The 14,435-nt window shown below is 59.1% G+C and carries 12 protein-coding genes and 2 tRNA genes; 10 read left to right on the plus strand and 4 right to left on the minus strand.

The features are described 5' to 3' along the window. The first annotated feature begins 220 nt into the window (after positions 1-220). The 6 genes from ACLB1Z_RS09420 (at position 221) to ACLB1Z_RS09445 (ending at position 4,526) form a co-directional block, all read left to right on the plus strand. Positions 221-820 (plus strand): cold-shock protein, encoded by a 600-nt coding sequence (locus tag ACLB1Z_RS09420; RefSeq protein WP_409563067.1) that lies wholly within the window; start codon positions 221-223, stop codon positions 818-820. 55 nt (positions 821-875) lie between these two features. After that, the gene (locus ACLB1Z_RS09425) at positions 876-1,352 is read left to right on the plus strand and encodes a DUF192 domain-containing protein (RefSeq protein ID WP_409563068.1); all 477 of its coding nucleotides are present in this window, start codon (positions 876-878) and stop codon (positions 1,350-1,352) included. A gap of 82 nt (positions 1,353-1,434) precedes the next feature. Beyond that, a tRNA-Pro gene (locus ACLB1Z_RS09430) sits at positions 1,435-1,511 on the plus strand. Positions 1,512-2,260: 749 nt separating this feature from the next. Beyond that, entirely contained in the window at positions 2,261-3,238 is a 978-nt protein-coding gene (locus ACLB1Z_RS09435; protein WP_409563069.1) for a hypothetical protein, read from the plus strand. 114 nt (positions 3,239-3,352) lie between these two features. Continuing rightward, positions 3,353-3,658, plus strand: a complete 306-nt coding sequence (locus ACLB1Z_RS09440; RefSeq protein ID WP_013947286.1) for an ETC complex I subunit — start codon at positions 3,353-3,355, stop codon at positions 3,656-3,658. A 205-nt stretch (positions 3,659-3,863) separates the two neighbouring features. After that, positions 3,864-4,526 (plus strand): ATP-dependent Clp protease proteolytic subunit, encoded by a 663-nt coding sequence (locus ACLB1Z_RS09445; RefSeq protein WP_409563070.1) that lies wholly within the window; start codon positions 3,864-3,866, stop codon positions 4,524-4,526. Between the two features lie 90 nt (positions 4,527-4,616). Here ACLB1Z_RS09445 and ACLB1Z_RS09450 read toward each other — a convergent pair whose 3' ends face one another. After that, a complete protein-coding gene (locus tag ACLB1Z_RS09450) occupies positions 4,617-6,263 on the minus strand; it encodes an OFA family MFS transporter (RefSeq protein ID WP_409563071.1) in 1,647 nt (548 codons plus the stop codon). 255 nt (positions 6,264-6,518) lie between these two features. Between ACLB1Z_RS09450 and ACLB1Z_RS09455 the strand changes: the two genes are divergently transcribed. Next, positions 6,519-6,592, plus strand: a tRNA-Gly gene (locus ACLB1Z_RS09455). Between the two features lie 34 nt (positions 6,593-6,626). Here ACLB1Z_RS09455 and ACLB1Z_RS09460 read toward each other — a convergent pair. Both ACLB1Z_RS09460 and ACLB1Z_RS09465 read right to left on the minus strand, forming a co-directional pair. Continuing rightward, entirely contained in the window at positions 6,627-7,019 is a 393-nt protein-coding gene (locus ACLB1Z_RS09460; protein WP_409563072.1) for a DUF427 domain-containing protein, read from the minus strand. A gap of 62 nt (positions 7,020-7,081) precedes the next feature. Then, positions 7,082-8,065, minus strand: coding sequence for a hypothetical protein (locus tag ACLB1Z_RS09465; RefSeq protein ID WP_409563073.1), 984 nt, complete (start codon positions 8,063-8,065; stop codon positions 7,082-7,084). Between the two features lie 517 nt (positions 8,066-8,582). Between ACLB1Z_RS09465 and ACLB1Z_RS09470 the strand changes: the two genes are divergently transcribed. Next, positions 8,583-8,870: a hypothetical protein gene (locus ACLB1Z_RS09470; RefSeq protein WP_409563074.1), complete on the plus strand. Its 288-nt coding sequence runs from the start codon at positions 8,583-8,585 to the stop codon at positions 8,868-8,870. Between the two features lie 79 nt (positions 8,871-8,949). Here the strand turns inward: ACLB1Z_RS09470 and ACLB1Z_RS09475 are convergent, their stop codons facing one another. Beyond that, entirely contained in the window at positions 8,950-9,585 is a 636-nt protein-coding gene (locus ACLB1Z_RS09475; protein WP_409563075.1) for an NrsF family protein, read from the minus strand. 488 nt (positions 9,586-10,073) lie between these two features. Here ACLB1Z_RS09475 and ACLB1Z_RS09480 point away from each other — a divergent pair, with 488 nt between their 5' ends. Further along, positions 10,074-11,276 (plus strand): efflux RND transporter periplasmic adaptor subunit, encoded by a 1,203-nt coding sequence (locus ACLB1Z_RS09480; protein WP_409563248.1) that lies wholly within the window; start codon positions 10,074-10,076, stop codon positions 11,274-11,276. Continuing rightward, on the plus strand, positions 11,273-14,431 hold the full coding sequence (locus ACLB1Z_RS09485; protein ID WP_409563076.1) for an efflux RND transporter permease subunit: 3,159 nt from the start codon (positions 11,273-11,275) through the stop codon (positions 14,429-14,431). The genes ACLB1Z_RS09480 and ACLB1Z_RS09485 overlap by 4 nt, the downstream gene beginning before the upstream one ends. Positions 14,432-14,435: the final 4 nt, after the last annotated feature.

The raw sequence follows: 14,435 nt of genomic DNA on the forward strand, positions 1-14,435 counted from the left end.
AACACGATGTGGATTCAAGCATCACAACCGATGGTCAAGGGGGATGCGCCAAAATATTGCCCCTAGTTCCAGCCAGAGCCGGTGTTATGGTTTCCCACGTTTCGCGGTGATGTTCGGTGTTTCGTTTCTGAAGAGGGCTCTTCCAGAAGCGAGATGTTCGGCGGCATGGCGCAGCGAAAGAGTTATCGTTTGACGCACAGTATATGCGGGGTAAGCAAGTATGGGGGATAATAAACGTCCCGGGCTTTCTGAATTTTTGGAAGTGGGCGGTATCAGCCCAGAAGCGCTCGACGACGCGGCAGCTGAAGTTTTTGAAGTTGCCGGAATGATCAAGTGGTTCGACGCTTCCAAAGGCTACGGCTTTATTGTGCCGGACAATGGACTGCCCGATATCCTTCTTCACGTGACCTGCCTCCGGGCCGGAGGTTTCCAGACTGCCTACGAAGGTGCGCGCGTTCATTGCGAAGTGTTGCGCCGTCCGAAGGGCATGCAGGCTTTCCGCATTCTCAGCATGGATGAGAGTTCGGCGATCCATCCGTCGCAACTTCCTCAGCGCACGCATGTCATCGTGCAGCCGGAAAGCGATTGGTGCCGGGCATACGTCAAATGGTTCAACCGCGTTCGCGGTTTCGGCTTCTTGACACGCGGCGAGGGCACGCCCGATATCTTCTGTCACATGGAAACGCTGCGCCGCTTCGGCTTCACTGAGCTGCGTCCAGGGCAGATCGTTCAGGTTCGTTGGGGTTACGGATCGAAGGGCTGCATGGCCGCGGAACTCAGGCCGGATGGTGTGCCGACGGGGCTGCCGTCTCGTAACTGACACGAGCAAAATGGCGAATATGGTGCCGAGTTCAACGAAGGGGGCCGCGATCAGCGTGGCCCTTTTTATTTTTCCGCCGCTGTTCGTGGCAGCGTGGCCGTGGATGAATGCGTTCGTCGATCTGGTGCCGCCCGCGCATGCGAAAATGCGGCAGGACACGTTGCGGATCGTCTCCGCCGGGGGCGCCGAGCATGCGTTTACGATCGAGGTCGCGACCACCGAGAAGGAAAAAGCTCTTGGCTTGATGTTCCGCACGGAGCTCAGCGACAACCAAGGAATGCTCTTCCCCTACACCGTCGAGCGTGGTCTTCAGATGTGGATGCACAACACGTACATCCCGCTCGACATGCTTTTCATTCGCGCCGATGGCACCATTACGCGCATCGAGGAGCGCGCCGAGGCGCTGTCGGACCGGGTGATCTCATCGGGGGCGCCGGTTCTAGCTGTGCTCGAAATTCCGGGCGGCGCGTCGGCGCGCCTTGGCATCAAGGCCGGCGACAAGGTGCGTTATCCAATTTTTTCGGGTTCCTGACGCCCGCGGCTATTAGGGATGGTGTGTCCGACCAGCGGCGACTTGACCTTAACGAGCGAAAGCGGCAGATGAGAGCGCAAGTCGGGGCGTAGCTCAGCCTGGTAGAGCATCTGCTTTGGGAGCAGAGGGTCGCGTGTTCGAATCATGTCGCCCCGACCAATACTTTCTGTAGGTTAGCCGAACGCGCGTTTTCATTCGGACTTTCCGGCAGCGTCGCCATTCTGACTTTCGGCCTCAGAACGTTCATCACTGCTTCCACTTTCGACCCAAACGTGACGCTTGCGAGCTACATCACGCGCCGGGTTTCCGTGCGCTTGACGTACGGTCGCATCGCTTTGGGCAAGGTGGCCGGCAAGGACGTTCTCCGGGCGCTGGTGCCATTCGAAACAGAAGAGGGATACAGCCCCGCCGGGTGACGCTCTCCGGCTGCCACGAGAGCCTCGTGTAGGGCACATAAGCCTCATCGAGCGTCGCAGGCCGCGTGGTGCCTTTCCCCTGATCCAGTTCGACGCCGACGGGAAACAACTGCAGCCACGATATCGACCGATATCGATAGGCCCGCCGAGAACAGCGGTTCTCCCTAAACCAGCGTTAGGCTATGAAGAGCGCTGTATACTTGCAAGGGGGGATCATGCCACGACGCGAGTGTCCAGCCACCGTTGAGGCCGAGATCAGCAGTTCATTAGCGCTCGCGTATATCTGCGGTCTTGCAGGCTATGAAAGTCGCGTCGATCCTCCGACCAGGACGCCTCATAAGCCCCGAAGGTTCCCATCACCCCCCGCTCCCGAAATGGCGTGACGTTACGATCTCTCTCGATGGCTGGTTAGCGATGGGGAACGCGGCCAAAAAGAGCGGCATTTCAAAACTGCATCGCGGTCAAAAAACTACCGTTCGCGGATTCTGAATAATGAATGACCATCCATTCTACCTTTTTACGTCCGTCCCGCCGCATTTAGTCGGGGATCAACTTGAAGAACAGCACCGCATTATCGCTTCGTGGATAGCCGCAGGCTTTTCGCCGGTATCCGTCAATGGGCCATCCGAGATTGAACGGGTACTTGCCTACGGATTTGATCTTGATATCGAGCCATGCAGCAGCGAGGGCAAGCCGCTTGTCGGCGATATTCTCGAGGCCGTTCGTAAGCGATCTGGCCCACGCGCGGGGATCATTAATTCCGATTGCGCTATTCTTCCCTATCCGAATTTAGCGGCGGTTCTGGCAGACGAATTGGAAGGCGGCCTGCTCTACGCCGAGCGCATTGATGTCGGCGGCGACGACCCTCCGTCTATCGGCAATTGCTATGGGTTTGATGCCTTCTTTTTTGATACTGCGCTGAGCCGCGGTATTGTAGATGGTCATTTCCAGCTCGGCGAGACCTGGTGGGACTACTGGTTTCCGACACAGATGGCGGCCCGTGGCGCGACATTGGGGAATATTGATGTGCCCCTCATCACACACCGGAGACACACATCCAGATGGAGCCCTGAACTATGGCGATTCAATGCGAGGCTCCACTGGAGTGAGATGAAGCTAGCGATTGACGCTAAACAGTTGCCTTCTTTTTCGACGGTCATTCGTGATGAAGAGGAAGGATACTTAACTCGTCTTGCGCCAGCTACGTTCTGCTGGCTGCAGTCTCAGAAATGGCCGCGTCCACTTTCATTTCTACCGCCCGAGTTAGTCGGCCTCGAAAACATTCTGCGTGCAGGTCATTATGCCATGCACGTTCGCTTGCCGGAAATCCCGGAGACGCGGCCCGCGATCGTTGCCCCTGAGGCACCCAAGAGGCCGAAGAGCATGTTGAGTCGCGCCAACCGCGCCCGGCTGCATTTCCAGCGCCGCTTGTTCCGGCGAGAGGCTGCTAGCAGTCAGAATGCACGTTGATTTTTCTCATTTCCTGCGTACTTTGGGAGCAGAGGGTCGCGTATTCGAGCCATGTCGCCCTATCTAAATTGCGATCGTTCTTCGTTCGAACTTTCTCGTCATTGCGGAGCCACCATGACGGCACGGATCTTCAAACCTGCGAAAACCGCCATGCAGTCCGGCGAGGCGCGGACGAAGGAGTGGGTGCTCGAATTCGAGCCGGCCAGCGCGCGCGACATAGATCCGTTGATGGGCTGGGTGAGTTCGCGAGACATGCAAGCTCAGGTTCGGCTCGAGTTCGATACCAAGGAAGAGGCCATTGCCTACGCGACGCGCGTGGGCCTCGCCTACACGCTCAGCGAACCAAAGCCGCGCAAGCCAATCAAGAAATCGTACGCGGATAATTTCAAGTTCGGGCGGACGACCAACTGGACGCACTGATGAGTTGGTGGCGAGCGACTCGCGTTTCGCGAGCCAGCCACTCGCCGCGGGCTTGCTTAGAGATTGCGTCTGCCATTGGGCGGAGTTGGCGACACCGTTTCGCGGATCCGGCCGGCCACGCAATCTCGATGGCGCATTTTGCCTATCTCTCAAAACGTCGAACCTCTCTCGCGCGACGGCACGGTCGCTCGGTGGCGCTACACTGATGCCGTCGCCCTGGCGCAATCGCCTGATCTGGGGTGCGATGATCCTTCTTCTCGTCGTGCTTGCATTCAAGACGCGGGATCACTTCGAGATCTATTTCGCAGGTGTCGGCAAACTTGATGTCCGGGTCGTTCCAGGCGACGACACGCTCTATCTAAGCTGGCGCGGAAAGATCGATGCTCCGATGGCGTCACGCATTGCGGAGGCATTCGAGCGCCATAAGGGCGAGGCGCATAAGATCATCTTGTCGCTTTCATCGCCGGGCGGGTCGCTCGATCAGGGCGCTGACGTCGTGCGGCTGCTGGGCAGGATCCGACAGACGCATGCGCTTGTCACGCTTGTAGACACCGGCGGCATCTGCGCGTCGATGTGTGTGCCGATCTATCTGCAAGGGCAGCTGCGTCTCGCGGCGCCGAGTGCGGAGTTCATGTTCCACGAGGTGGCGTTTCGCGATTTCTTTTCCAAGAAAAGGGATAGTAGCGTGCCGGAAACGGCGATCGGCTCCGAGACCGATCGCTTCTTCGAGAAATACTTCGAAGCTGCTGGTGTGCCGCAATCGTGGATCAATAGCGTGCGCGCGCAAATGACCGGCGGGCATGAGGTCTGGAAGACCGCTCGCGAGCTGGTCGACGAGCACGCGGACATCGTGCAGCAACTCATCTGAGGCAAGCCTCAAGGATCGCGCCAGAGCATGCTTTGATCGGCGCCTGCCGGAGGTCCGCAAGCGAGCCCCCGACAGGAGAATTGTTTTTTCCTAGCGGAACAGCACGGTAGCTTTGCCGAGCGTATTCCAGACGCCCCAGAAGAACGGAATCGCGACCGCGATCCATGCTACGATGGCGCCTGGGCTCACACCGCCGAAGCCGATGCCGTGCGAACCTGTGCTGACGTTTGCCGTCGACTTCGCTGCCTGGAGCTTTGCCACTTCGGCGTCGCTCATCATCCATTTGTCGGCGACCGGGCGAATGAGCGCGTTGGCGATGAAGCCGACGAGCAGGAAGCCCGCAAGGATATACATTGTGCGATCGTAGACGAGGGCGCGCGGTACACCTGCCGAGATCTGTGCGTCACGGAGATAGCCGATCACCAGCGGGCCTAGGACGCCCGCCGTCGACCACGCCGTCAATAGCCGTCCGTGGATGGCGCCGACGAATTGCGTGCCGAAGATATCGGCGAGATATGCGGGCACCGTTGCGAAGCCGCCGCCATACATCGTCAGGATCACGCAGAACGCCGCGACGAACAACGCGATCGAGCCGGCATGAGCGAGCGTCGGCGCCAGTGCATAGAGCGCCATGCCGAGGACGAAGAAGCAGAAGTACGTGGTCTTCCGGCCGATGATGTCGGAAAGTGACGCCCACAGGAAACGGCCGCCGCTGTTGAACAGAGATAGCAAGCTGACGAAGCCGCCTGCAATTCCTGCGATGATCGTGGCTTGAGCTGGCGTCAAATCCTTGAAGGAGACGTCGTTAAGACCGATCAACTTGCCGGCAAAGATTTCCTGCAGCATCGGTGAGGCCATCGCCAGGACACCGATACCTGCCGAGACGTTCATGCAGAGCACGATCCAGATCAGCCAGAACTGCGGGGTCTTATGGGCATTATCGAGGTGGACATGGCCGTGCGTGATCAGGGCTTTGGTTTGGCTGCTTGGCGGGGTCCAGCCGTCGGGCTTCCAGCCATCCGGCGGCACGCGGTAGCCGAACGCACCGCATAACATTGCGAAGAGGTAGATGACGCCGATCACGGCCATCGCCTCTTGGACGCCGACGGATTCAGCGGTCTTGAAGTGGTTCATCAACAGGATTGCAATCGGCGAGCCGATCATCGCGCCGCCGCCGAAGCCCATGATGGCCATGCCGGTTGCCATGCCGCGGCGATCGGGGAACCATTTGATCAGCGTGGACACCGGCGAGATATAGCCGAGACCGAGGCCGATGCCGCCGATCACGCCCAGGCCGAGCCAGAGAAGCCACAACTGGTGCAGGTGCACCGCCAGAGCCGAAATCAGGAAGCCGCCACCCCAGCATAATGCTGCGACGAGTCCGGCCTTGCGTGGCCCGGCGCGTTCCAGCCAGCCGCCGAACACCGCGGCGGATAATCCGAGAAACACGATGCCGAGTGTAAAGGTGACGAGCAGGTCGCTGACGCGCCAATCGCAAGTCGTCGTGATAAGGGCCTGGGCCAGCGTCATGTCGGGACATGTCAACGGCTTGGTGATGCCGAGCGCTTGCGACAGCGGGAGCCAGAACACGCTTAGGCCATAACTCATGCCGATGCAGAGATGGATGGCAAGGGCGGCCGGTGGCACCAGCCAACGGTTGAACCCCGCCTTGGCGATGATTCTTTCTCTATCGAGCAATCCCGGAGCGTACGGGTCTGCGGAACTGGCCACTGTCATGCGTTTATTCCCCCAGGTTTATTGGCTGCTTTGGTGCGACCGTTTTTCCGGCTTTTGTGCACCTCGGCTGCGACACAATCAACATTGCACCGCGATGAGCCCCGGAAATTCCGTCCTAAATCGTGCAGGGTACAATTGCCCGGAAGGGATCGCACGGCCTTGCGCCGCAGGAAATTCGACCTTCGCCACGCGCCGTCGCAAAGGCGTTTGCTCTTGGGAAAAAATTCGCTACAAAGCGCCTTCTTCGCGACTGCCGCGGGTGTAGCTCAATGGTAGAGCAGCAGCCTTCCAAGCTGAATACGTGGGTTCGATTCCCATCACCCGCTCCAACCGCTCTCCAGTAGTAGCTGTGAAGCGGCTGCGTTAGGCGTCCTGCTCGGAGATCTCGACGCGATCGGGATAGAACGCGACGTGATCCTGGATAGCGCCAACGGCCTCGTAGGGCACCTCATAGCTCCACACTGCATTTTCAGATGAACCGCGGGGAGCGGAGAGACTGAAATACGAAGCGTCGCCTTTGTACGGGCAATACGATGTGTGGGTGGACCTTTGCAGAAACTGCATATCGACATCCGTCCGAGGGATATATTGGACGGCAGGGTAGCTCGCCTCCTTTAGGACGATCGCGTTCGTGGTGTCGGCGACGACCTTTCCCGCGAACCTGACGACGACGCGGCGCGGATTTTTCTCAAGCGTTATTGGATGCTTGCTATCCGGAATAAGCTGTACACGGTCCTCCGTTTTGGTTTCTGTCATCGTTGCCTCCTTGGCATGACGTAATGAGCAGGGGGGAAAACGCAAGGGATCCTGCGGAGGTGTCATAAGCTTCCGCGCGGCAGCGCTGTAATGGCTTCGCGGATATGAGCAAGCGGAGCCGTTTGCGAGAACATCACCGTGTTTCCTGCTGGCGTTACGCCCAAATCGTTCCAAAGCTTGGCAAGATCGGGTGCATAAGGTTTGTCACGCATCTTGGCGTAAAGCTCTTCCATGACCGGGTAGCCGGCTGTCTGGTCGGCGACTTTCAAGATGCGCTCGATGGGCCAGTCCTGATCGTGGGTACCGCCCGCGGCAAGGACTCCACGCATCGCCTGCTGCAACCCGACCTTGTTGTGGCTTCGCTCGCGATACGTGATGTCGGCGAGCAGGCAGAAGATGGCGCCGCCCCAATAGGTCCGCCCCCAGGTGTGGGTGCGGTCGAGGCCTTCGTCTCCCTCCTGCGGCAATCCCTTCGGCATGTCCCGAACCATGTCGGCCCAGATTTTATCTGCTTTAAGATCTCCGGCCTGGACGCGGGCAATCGGCTCGACATAAACGGCCAGCCCTTCCGCGAGCCAGAGGTGGTCCTGCGAAACGTCGGGTAAGGCGAGATGGACCATCTCGTGCACGGCTTTCCAATCGGCAATCAGATCGTCGTCGGTTGTAAAGTCACCGACGAGAAGCCGGATGGCAGGGCCGCGATAGCCGAACGCCTGCCCACCTTCGACGCCTTCACCTTCAACGGGAACGATCAAGATCTTCGCGCTGGGTACGGGAAACTTCCCATAATAAGTGGTGACGGCCTTCGCCGAAGTCTTCAGCCATTTGAGAATTCGGTCGTGACTTAGGCGGAGGGGGCCAGGTGCAAACGCGATCGTTTGCGTGGCTCCCCCAATATGCAACTTCGTGGCGTGGAGTTCGTCGAAGGCATCGTAGGGCATGCCGGTACCCCGAAACGCCTGCGATGAGACCGCAGCCGGTGCAGGCGACATAGGGAAGGGGATCAGAAGTCCCGCCCCGAACAGGATCCGTTGCAATGTGCGCACAGGCGTTCTCCGAGATGCATAACCTTCCGCTGCGTGCAGAAGCTACGGACTGCGACGTGCCGGCGTTACATTGGGTTCGTCGTGGCTATCTCGGTCGGGGGACGACGCCTTTGACAGGACGACTTATCGCCAGATCGTATCCCTCGGTATGTTGCCGGATGGACTCTGCCGCCCGGCTGCTTTGAGTTGTCCTGAACGCCTGCGCATCGGTTCGAAAAAGCCGGCCGGCATCTGATGTGCGCGCATGGATGCACGGAAAACAAGGGATTTTCCAAGTTCGCGACGGCGCTCTCTCCGGCGTTAGTCATCGGTATTTTTACGGATGTGCAAGTCCGGCGGGCGGTCGCCCGATGGCACCGGCCGGAATAACGCGTGCGGAGGTTCCGATCTAGCTTTCACCGAAGACGAACTCGATTGCACAGAGAAGGCGGCGTTGGTGGGCGTCATCAGCGACGGCCGATTTCCGGCTCGGGTTTGCAAGCGGCCATGTGGCCCTGACCAGAGAAAGGTGAAGGCAATGATCAGACTTCCTGTCGCCCTCGTTGTTTCGCTCATTGCGCTCGGTGCCGCGGCGAGTGCCGCGAGTGCGCAAGGCACGTGCTCGGGCGATTTCGAAAATGTCGGCGGAAACTGGATCGCAACAAACTATTGCCAGCGCGTCCACGCCAAACACGTTGCGAGTCAGGAAGGGATGCACCTGACCTCGCATCCAGTGCTAGCCCGTGACGAGACGCCGGGTCAGTTCTGTCGCGAACACGTCGACGATAATCGCACCTCGACGTACTGCTCAGAGTACAATGACTGACGGACGCGTTTGCTGTTGACTGAGAGTTTTTGAAAGCGGGTCGGCAAATTGCCGGCCCGCTTTGCGTATCGGCGCAATTCTACCAGCGCAAAAGCCCCGACAGGAGCATTCCGCCGCCGACCACGATCAACACGCCGAGCGAATACCACGTGGCCAGAAACGGGATGCCATATTCCGTGCAATGCAGGGAATAAATGCAGGCACCGTAGCCGCCTGCCATGAAACCAGCTGCCGCGCCGGCGACGGCGTAGTGCGTCGGGGCGAGTTGGCGAAGCGCAAGGAAAGCTGCAACCAGAAGTGGGATCGAAAGCGTAACGATTGCCCACGGACAGAACGACGAGGAACTCCCGAGCCAAAGCTGGCTTCGCTCGTCTGGCGGAGACATGAAAAATTCCATGCCCGCTGACAGCGCGACGATTGCGAAGATCGCGGAAAGCAACGCAAAAGACGACGTCGCTTTCGCGCCGGGCCGTCCGAGACGCTCCAGCGCGAAAAGGCCTGCCGTACCGATCATGAATGTGTAGCCAGCCTTGATCCAGAACGGCGCGGAATGCATCGCCGTGCCGAGTTCTGGCCGGAGTCCGAGCCACAGGACCATGACCGTCAGCGAAAAGATGATCGAAAGCAAAAGGCTCGCCGTAATGATCCGCGCAACCGAACCGGGCGAGGTCGGGAGGTCGGCGACAAGACTTGTGATAAGTTGTTCCGTTCTCAATTGATGTCTACTCCGAGGGAGCAGCCGAACTTCCGCGCTGCAAAAGAGCGGACGGCGCTCATAGACGTGTCGTTTAAAAGACATTCGCGCGCGCGGACGCCGGAGTTACATCGTTCAGGCACTTTTTTGAGCACATGCGCGGTAGGGGGTACGGCAGCCCGTTCGGATGGGATCGCGAAAACGAACTCCTTTAGGCTGAGATACAACCTGGAGCGGATAGCAAGGCCAGCCTATTCGCCGGGAAGCGGCGCGGGTATCTCATGAGCAATGTCACAAAAGTTGTCGGCAATCGACTCGGGCGAAAGTAACCTTCGTGAAGCTTTCAGATCGTCTTTCGGGCGTCGGAGTTACGATTTGAAATGTTCCTCGCCTATACGGCTATTGAGAGATGACCTACTATGCTCTCAATGGTTCTTAGATGTTCCGCATTCGCATACGTCGGGGTGAGCGCTCGAATGGGTGAAAATTTTCAAACGTGGCCGGCAGGGATGTCGAGCCCGGCGCGAACTGGCTGCGCGTGGCAGAATTCGCGGCAGTTTTCTCGGGTGGCCCCCATTCTTGCCGTTGCCGCGACGCTGGCCCTCTCGGGATGCGGGGACAGGAATACCTTTATCCCGCCACCCCCGCCGAAAATCGAACTGGCGTCGCCGCTGAAACAGACCGTGACGCGCTATCTCATGGCGACGGGCAACACGGCTGCGGTCAATACGACCACGCTCGTCGCGCGTGTTCAGGGTTTCATCCAGAGCATCGATTATAACGACGGCGACTTCGTCAAGGCGGGCAAGACGCTGTTCGTCATCGAGCAGCAGCCTTATCAGCTTTCGCTGGAGCAGGCCCAGGCCGGGTTGGCGAGCGCGGAGGCGCAAACTAAGAAGTCAAAAGCTGATTATGAGCGTCAAGTCGATCTTGCCGCCAAAAACATCTCCAGCCAAGCGACGCTCGACGCGGCGACCGCGACCTACGATGCTGCCGTCGCGGCGCAAAAGCAATCGCAGGTCAATATCGATCAAGCGCAGCTCAACCTCAGCTATACCGAGGTCAAGGCACCGTTCGACGGCATCGTGACGGCGCGTGAGGTTTCGCTCGGACAACTTGTCGGCGCGGGAAGCCCGACGACACTCGCAACGATCGTTCAGCTGCAGCCGATCTACGTCAACTTCTACGTCAGTGAATCGGATGTGCAGTCGATCCGCGATAACATTCGGGCGCGCGCTATAACCGCGGAGGAGCTGAAGAAAATTCCGATCGAAGTCGGGCTGCAGAGCGAGACGGGGTATCCGCACAAGGGCACGCTCGACTACGCCGCGCCGACCATCACTGCAAATACCGGCACATTGCTGGTACGCGGCGTTTTCCAGAACGAGAATAAATCGCTGCTGCCAGGGTATTTCGTCAGGGTGCGCGTGCCGCGCGGCAAGGACAACGATGCGCTGCTGGTGCCGGATCGGGTCGTCGGCAGCGATCAGGCCGGTCGCTACGTCTTCGTTGCCAACAAGGATGATATCATCGAGCAGCGCAAGGTCGTGCTCGGACAGCAGGTGGGCGATCTGCGCGTGATCGAGACGGGGCTTGCTCCTGATGATCGCGTGGTGATCTCCGGGCTAATGACGGTCGTGCCGGGCCAGAAGATCCAACCCGTCATGAAGACGATCAGCGCCCCGGCGCCGGATGCGGACACCGCGCAATGATCTCAAAATTCTTCATCGAACGGCCGGTTCTCGCCAACGTCATTGCGATCCTGATGGTCGTGATCGGTGCCGTGTGCGTGTTTGAACTGCCCGTCGCGCAGTACCCGAACGTGGTGCCGCCGACCGTGTCGGTTACGACGCGATATCCCGGCGCGAGTGCGCGGACCGTCGTCGATAACGTTTCCCTGCCGATCGAGCAGCAGGTGAACGGCGTCGAAGATATGATCTACATGCAGTCGTATGCTGCATCCGACGGTACGTATAACCTGACCGTCACGTTCCAGATCGGCACTGATCTCAACGCGGCGCAGATCCTTGTGCAGAACCGCGTGCAGGCGGCGATGGCATCGCTGCCGCAAGCGGTTCAGGTGCAAGGCGTCGTCGTGCAAAAGAAATCGACGTCGATCCTGCAGATCGTGACGTTGACGTCGCCGAACAGCACCTACGACAGTCTTTATCTCAGCAATTATGCGACCATCCGGTTGAAGGACGAGATTTCGCGCCTGCCGGGCGTCGGCAACGTCAATGTTTTCGGTGCTGGGCAATACGCGATGCGCGTGTGGCTCGATCCGGACAAGATGCAGGCACGCGGGCTCGACGCGCAGGATGTGATCCAGGCGCTGCAGCAGCAGAGCGAGCAGGTGACGGCCGGGCAGGTGGGCATGCCACCGGTTTCCGGATCACCATCGTTTCAATATACGATCGACGTGCAAAGCCGCTTTGACGATCCTGAGCAGTTTGCGAATGTTATCGTCAAGACGGGCAGCAATGGTGATCTCACGCGCGTGAAGGACGTTGGACATGTCGTCCTCGGGGCGCAGACCTATGCGCAGTATTTCAATCTCGACGGCAAGCAGGCGGCGGGTCTAGCGATCTTTCTGACGCCGGGCGCCAACGCGCTCAACGTTGCGAAAGAAGTGTCGGACAAGATGAAAGTCCTGGCGAAGGAATTTCCCCAGGACATGATCTACCAGATCCCGTTCGATACGACGCTGTTCGTGCAGCAGGCGATCGATGAGGTCTACCGCACGCTGATCGAAGCGGCCGTGCTGGTCCTCATCGTTATTCTCGTCTTCTTGCAGGATTGGCGGGCAACGCTTGTTCCAGCGACGACTGTGCCAGTGACGATCATCGGCGCGTTTGCGGCGATGGCTGCGATGGGATTTTCGATCAATCTTTCGACGTTGTTCGCGATCGTGCTCGCCATCGGCATCGTCGTGGACGACGCCATCGTGGTCGTGGAAGGCGCGGCGCATAACATCGAAAAGGGCATGTCTGGCCACGACGCGGCCATCGCGGCCATGAATGCGTTAATGGGGCCGATCATCGGCATCACGCTCGTTCTGATGGCGGTGTTTCTGCCGGCATCATTTCTTCCGGGGCTGACTGGGCAGATGTACGCGCAGTTCGCGCTAGTCATTGCGGCGACGGCGATGATCAGCGCCATCAACGCCGCCACGCTGAAGCCGACGCAATGCGCGCTGTGGCTGCGGCGACCGGTACCGCCTGAAGAACGCAATTTCTTTTTCCGCGGTTTCAACGCCGTCTACCAGCGGTTCGAGAACTGGTATACGAAGGTCATCGATTGGATGGTTCACCACAGCATTGCGATGTTCATCATCGCCTTGCTGATTATTTCGGGGGCTGTCTATGGCATGACCCGGGTCGCGACCGGCTTTCTGCCCATCGAAGACCAGGGCTATCTGATTGCATCGGTGCAGCTTCCCGAGGGGGCGTCGCTTGGGCGTACGCAAAACTCGTTGCAGCAGGTCGAGCAAATTGCCGACGCGGTGCCGGGCGTTGAGCGTGTCATCACCATCGCCGGTATTTCGCCGCTCGATAACAGCGCATCGCTCGCCAATGCGGGCGTTGCGTACATCATGCTGAAGGATTGGAGCAAGCGCGGCAAAGACGAGGATCTTGCCTCGCTTTATAAGAAGCTCAACGGGGCGATGGCCGCCATCGAAGATGGCGTCGTGATGGTGCTGCCGCCGCCGCCGATCCAAGGTATCGGCAATGCCGGCGGCTTCACGATGCAGATCGAGCTGCGCGACAGCAGCTTTGACCTCGTGAAACTTGGCAGCGCCGTGGATGCCGTGGTGAATGCCGCTAATACGCAGTCGGGCATTCAACGCGCGTCGACGACATTCCGTGCGACGGCGCCGCAATACAAGGTCACAATCGACCGAGCAAAAATTCAGACGTTGCTGCTGACGACGGACCAGGTGTTCCAGACGCTGGCGAGTTATCTGGGTTCCAGTTACGTCGATCAATTCAACAAGTTCGGACGCATTTTCCAGATCTACGTGCAGGCGGATGCGGATTACCGCATGGAGCCGAGTGAGATTTTGCGTCTCAAGGTGCGCAATCAGAACGGCGACATGATCCCGCTCGGAACGGTGATGAATATTACGCCGATCGTCGGACCGTCGCTCATCAGCCTTTACAACCTCTATCCTTCGGCAACGATCGTGGGCGTGCCAGCGAAGGGCTTTTCGTCGGGTGATGCGATGTCGCTGATGGAACAAGTCGCGGAAAAAACGCTGCCGCCGGGCGTCGGCTACTCGTGGACGGCGCTGTCCTATCAGGAAAAGATCGTCGGCGGTCAGATCTACTACGTCTTCGCGCTCGCCATGCTGCTCGTCTATCTGGTGCTCGCGGGACAATATGAGAGCTGGTACTCACCGCTCTCGGTGCTGTTTGCGGTGCCGCTGTCGCTGGTCGGGCCGGTGTCGGTCATGCTCGGCCTCGGCATCGACAACAACCTCTACGTCCAGATCGGTCTGGTGCTGCTGATCGCATTGTCGGCCAAAAATGCGATTCTGATCGTCGAGGTTGCGCGAGAGTTGCGCGCAGAGGGCAAGAGCATCGCTGTGTCTGCCGTCGAAGCGGCGCGCGCTCGGTTCCGTCCCATCCTGATGACGTCGTTCGCCTTCATTCTCGGTGTGGCACCACTGGTGTTTGCGACCGGCGCTGGTGCGTCGGCACGAAAATCGATCGGCATCACGGTCTTCAGCGGCATGCTGGCGTCGACCCTGCTTGCGGTGCTGTTCGTGCCCTCGATGTTCGCTGTCATCCAGCGCTTCGAAGAGTGGCGTCAGTCTCGCAAGGGGGCTCCGACCAAGGCTGCCGAGGACACACCGCCTGCGGCATAAGCTG

Origin of the sequence: Hyphomicrobium sp. MC8b, from assembly GCF_905067615.1 — a bacterium.
Lineage (GTDB): Bacteria > Pseudomonadota > Alphaproteobacteria > Rhizobiales > Hyphomicrobiaceae > Hyphomicrobium_B.

What these genes read in the sequence shown, in the direction of transcription:
- ACLB1Z_RS09435 (WP_409563069.1), top strand. Translation starts at nt 2,261, where the DNA reads ATGAATGACCATCCATTCTACCTTTTTACGTCCGTCCCGCCGCATTTA.
- ACLB1Z_RS09460 (WP_409563072.1), bottom strand. Translation starts at nt 7,019, where the DNA reads ATGACAGAAACCAAAACGGAGGACCGTGTACAGCTTATTCCGGATAGC.
- ACLB1Z_RS09420 (WP_409563067.1), top strand. Translation starts at nt 221, where the DNA reads ATGGGGGATAATAAACGTCCCGGGCTTTCTGAATTTTTGGAAGTGGGC.
- ACLB1Z_RS09445 (WP_409563070.1), top strand. Translation starts at nt 3,864, where the DNA reads ATGCCGTCGCCCTGGCGCAATCGCCTGATCTGGGGTGCGATGATCCTT.
- ACLB1Z_RS09480 (WP_409563248.1), top strand. Translation starts at nt 10,074, where the DNA reads ATGTCGAGCCCGGCGCGAACTGGCTGCGCGTGGCAGAATTCGCGGCAG.
- ACLB1Z_RS09450 (WP_409563071.1), bottom strand. Translation starts at nt 6,263, where the DNA reads ATGACAGTGGCCAGTTCCGCAGACCCGTACGCTCCGGGATTGCTCGAT.
- ACLB1Z_RS09485 (WP_409563076.1), top strand. Translation starts at nt 11,273, where the DNA reads ATGATCTCAAAATTCTTCATCGAACGGCCGGTTCTCGCCAACGTCATT.
- ACLB1Z_RS09440 (WP_013947286.1), top strand. Translation starts at nt 3,353, where the DNA reads ATGACGGCACGGATCTTCAAACCTGCGAAAACCGCCATGCAGTCCGGC.
- ACLB1Z_RS09470 (WP_409563074.1), top strand. Translation starts at nt 8,583, where the DNA reads ATGATCAGACTTCCTGTCGCCCTCGTTGTTTCGCTCATTGCGCTCGGT.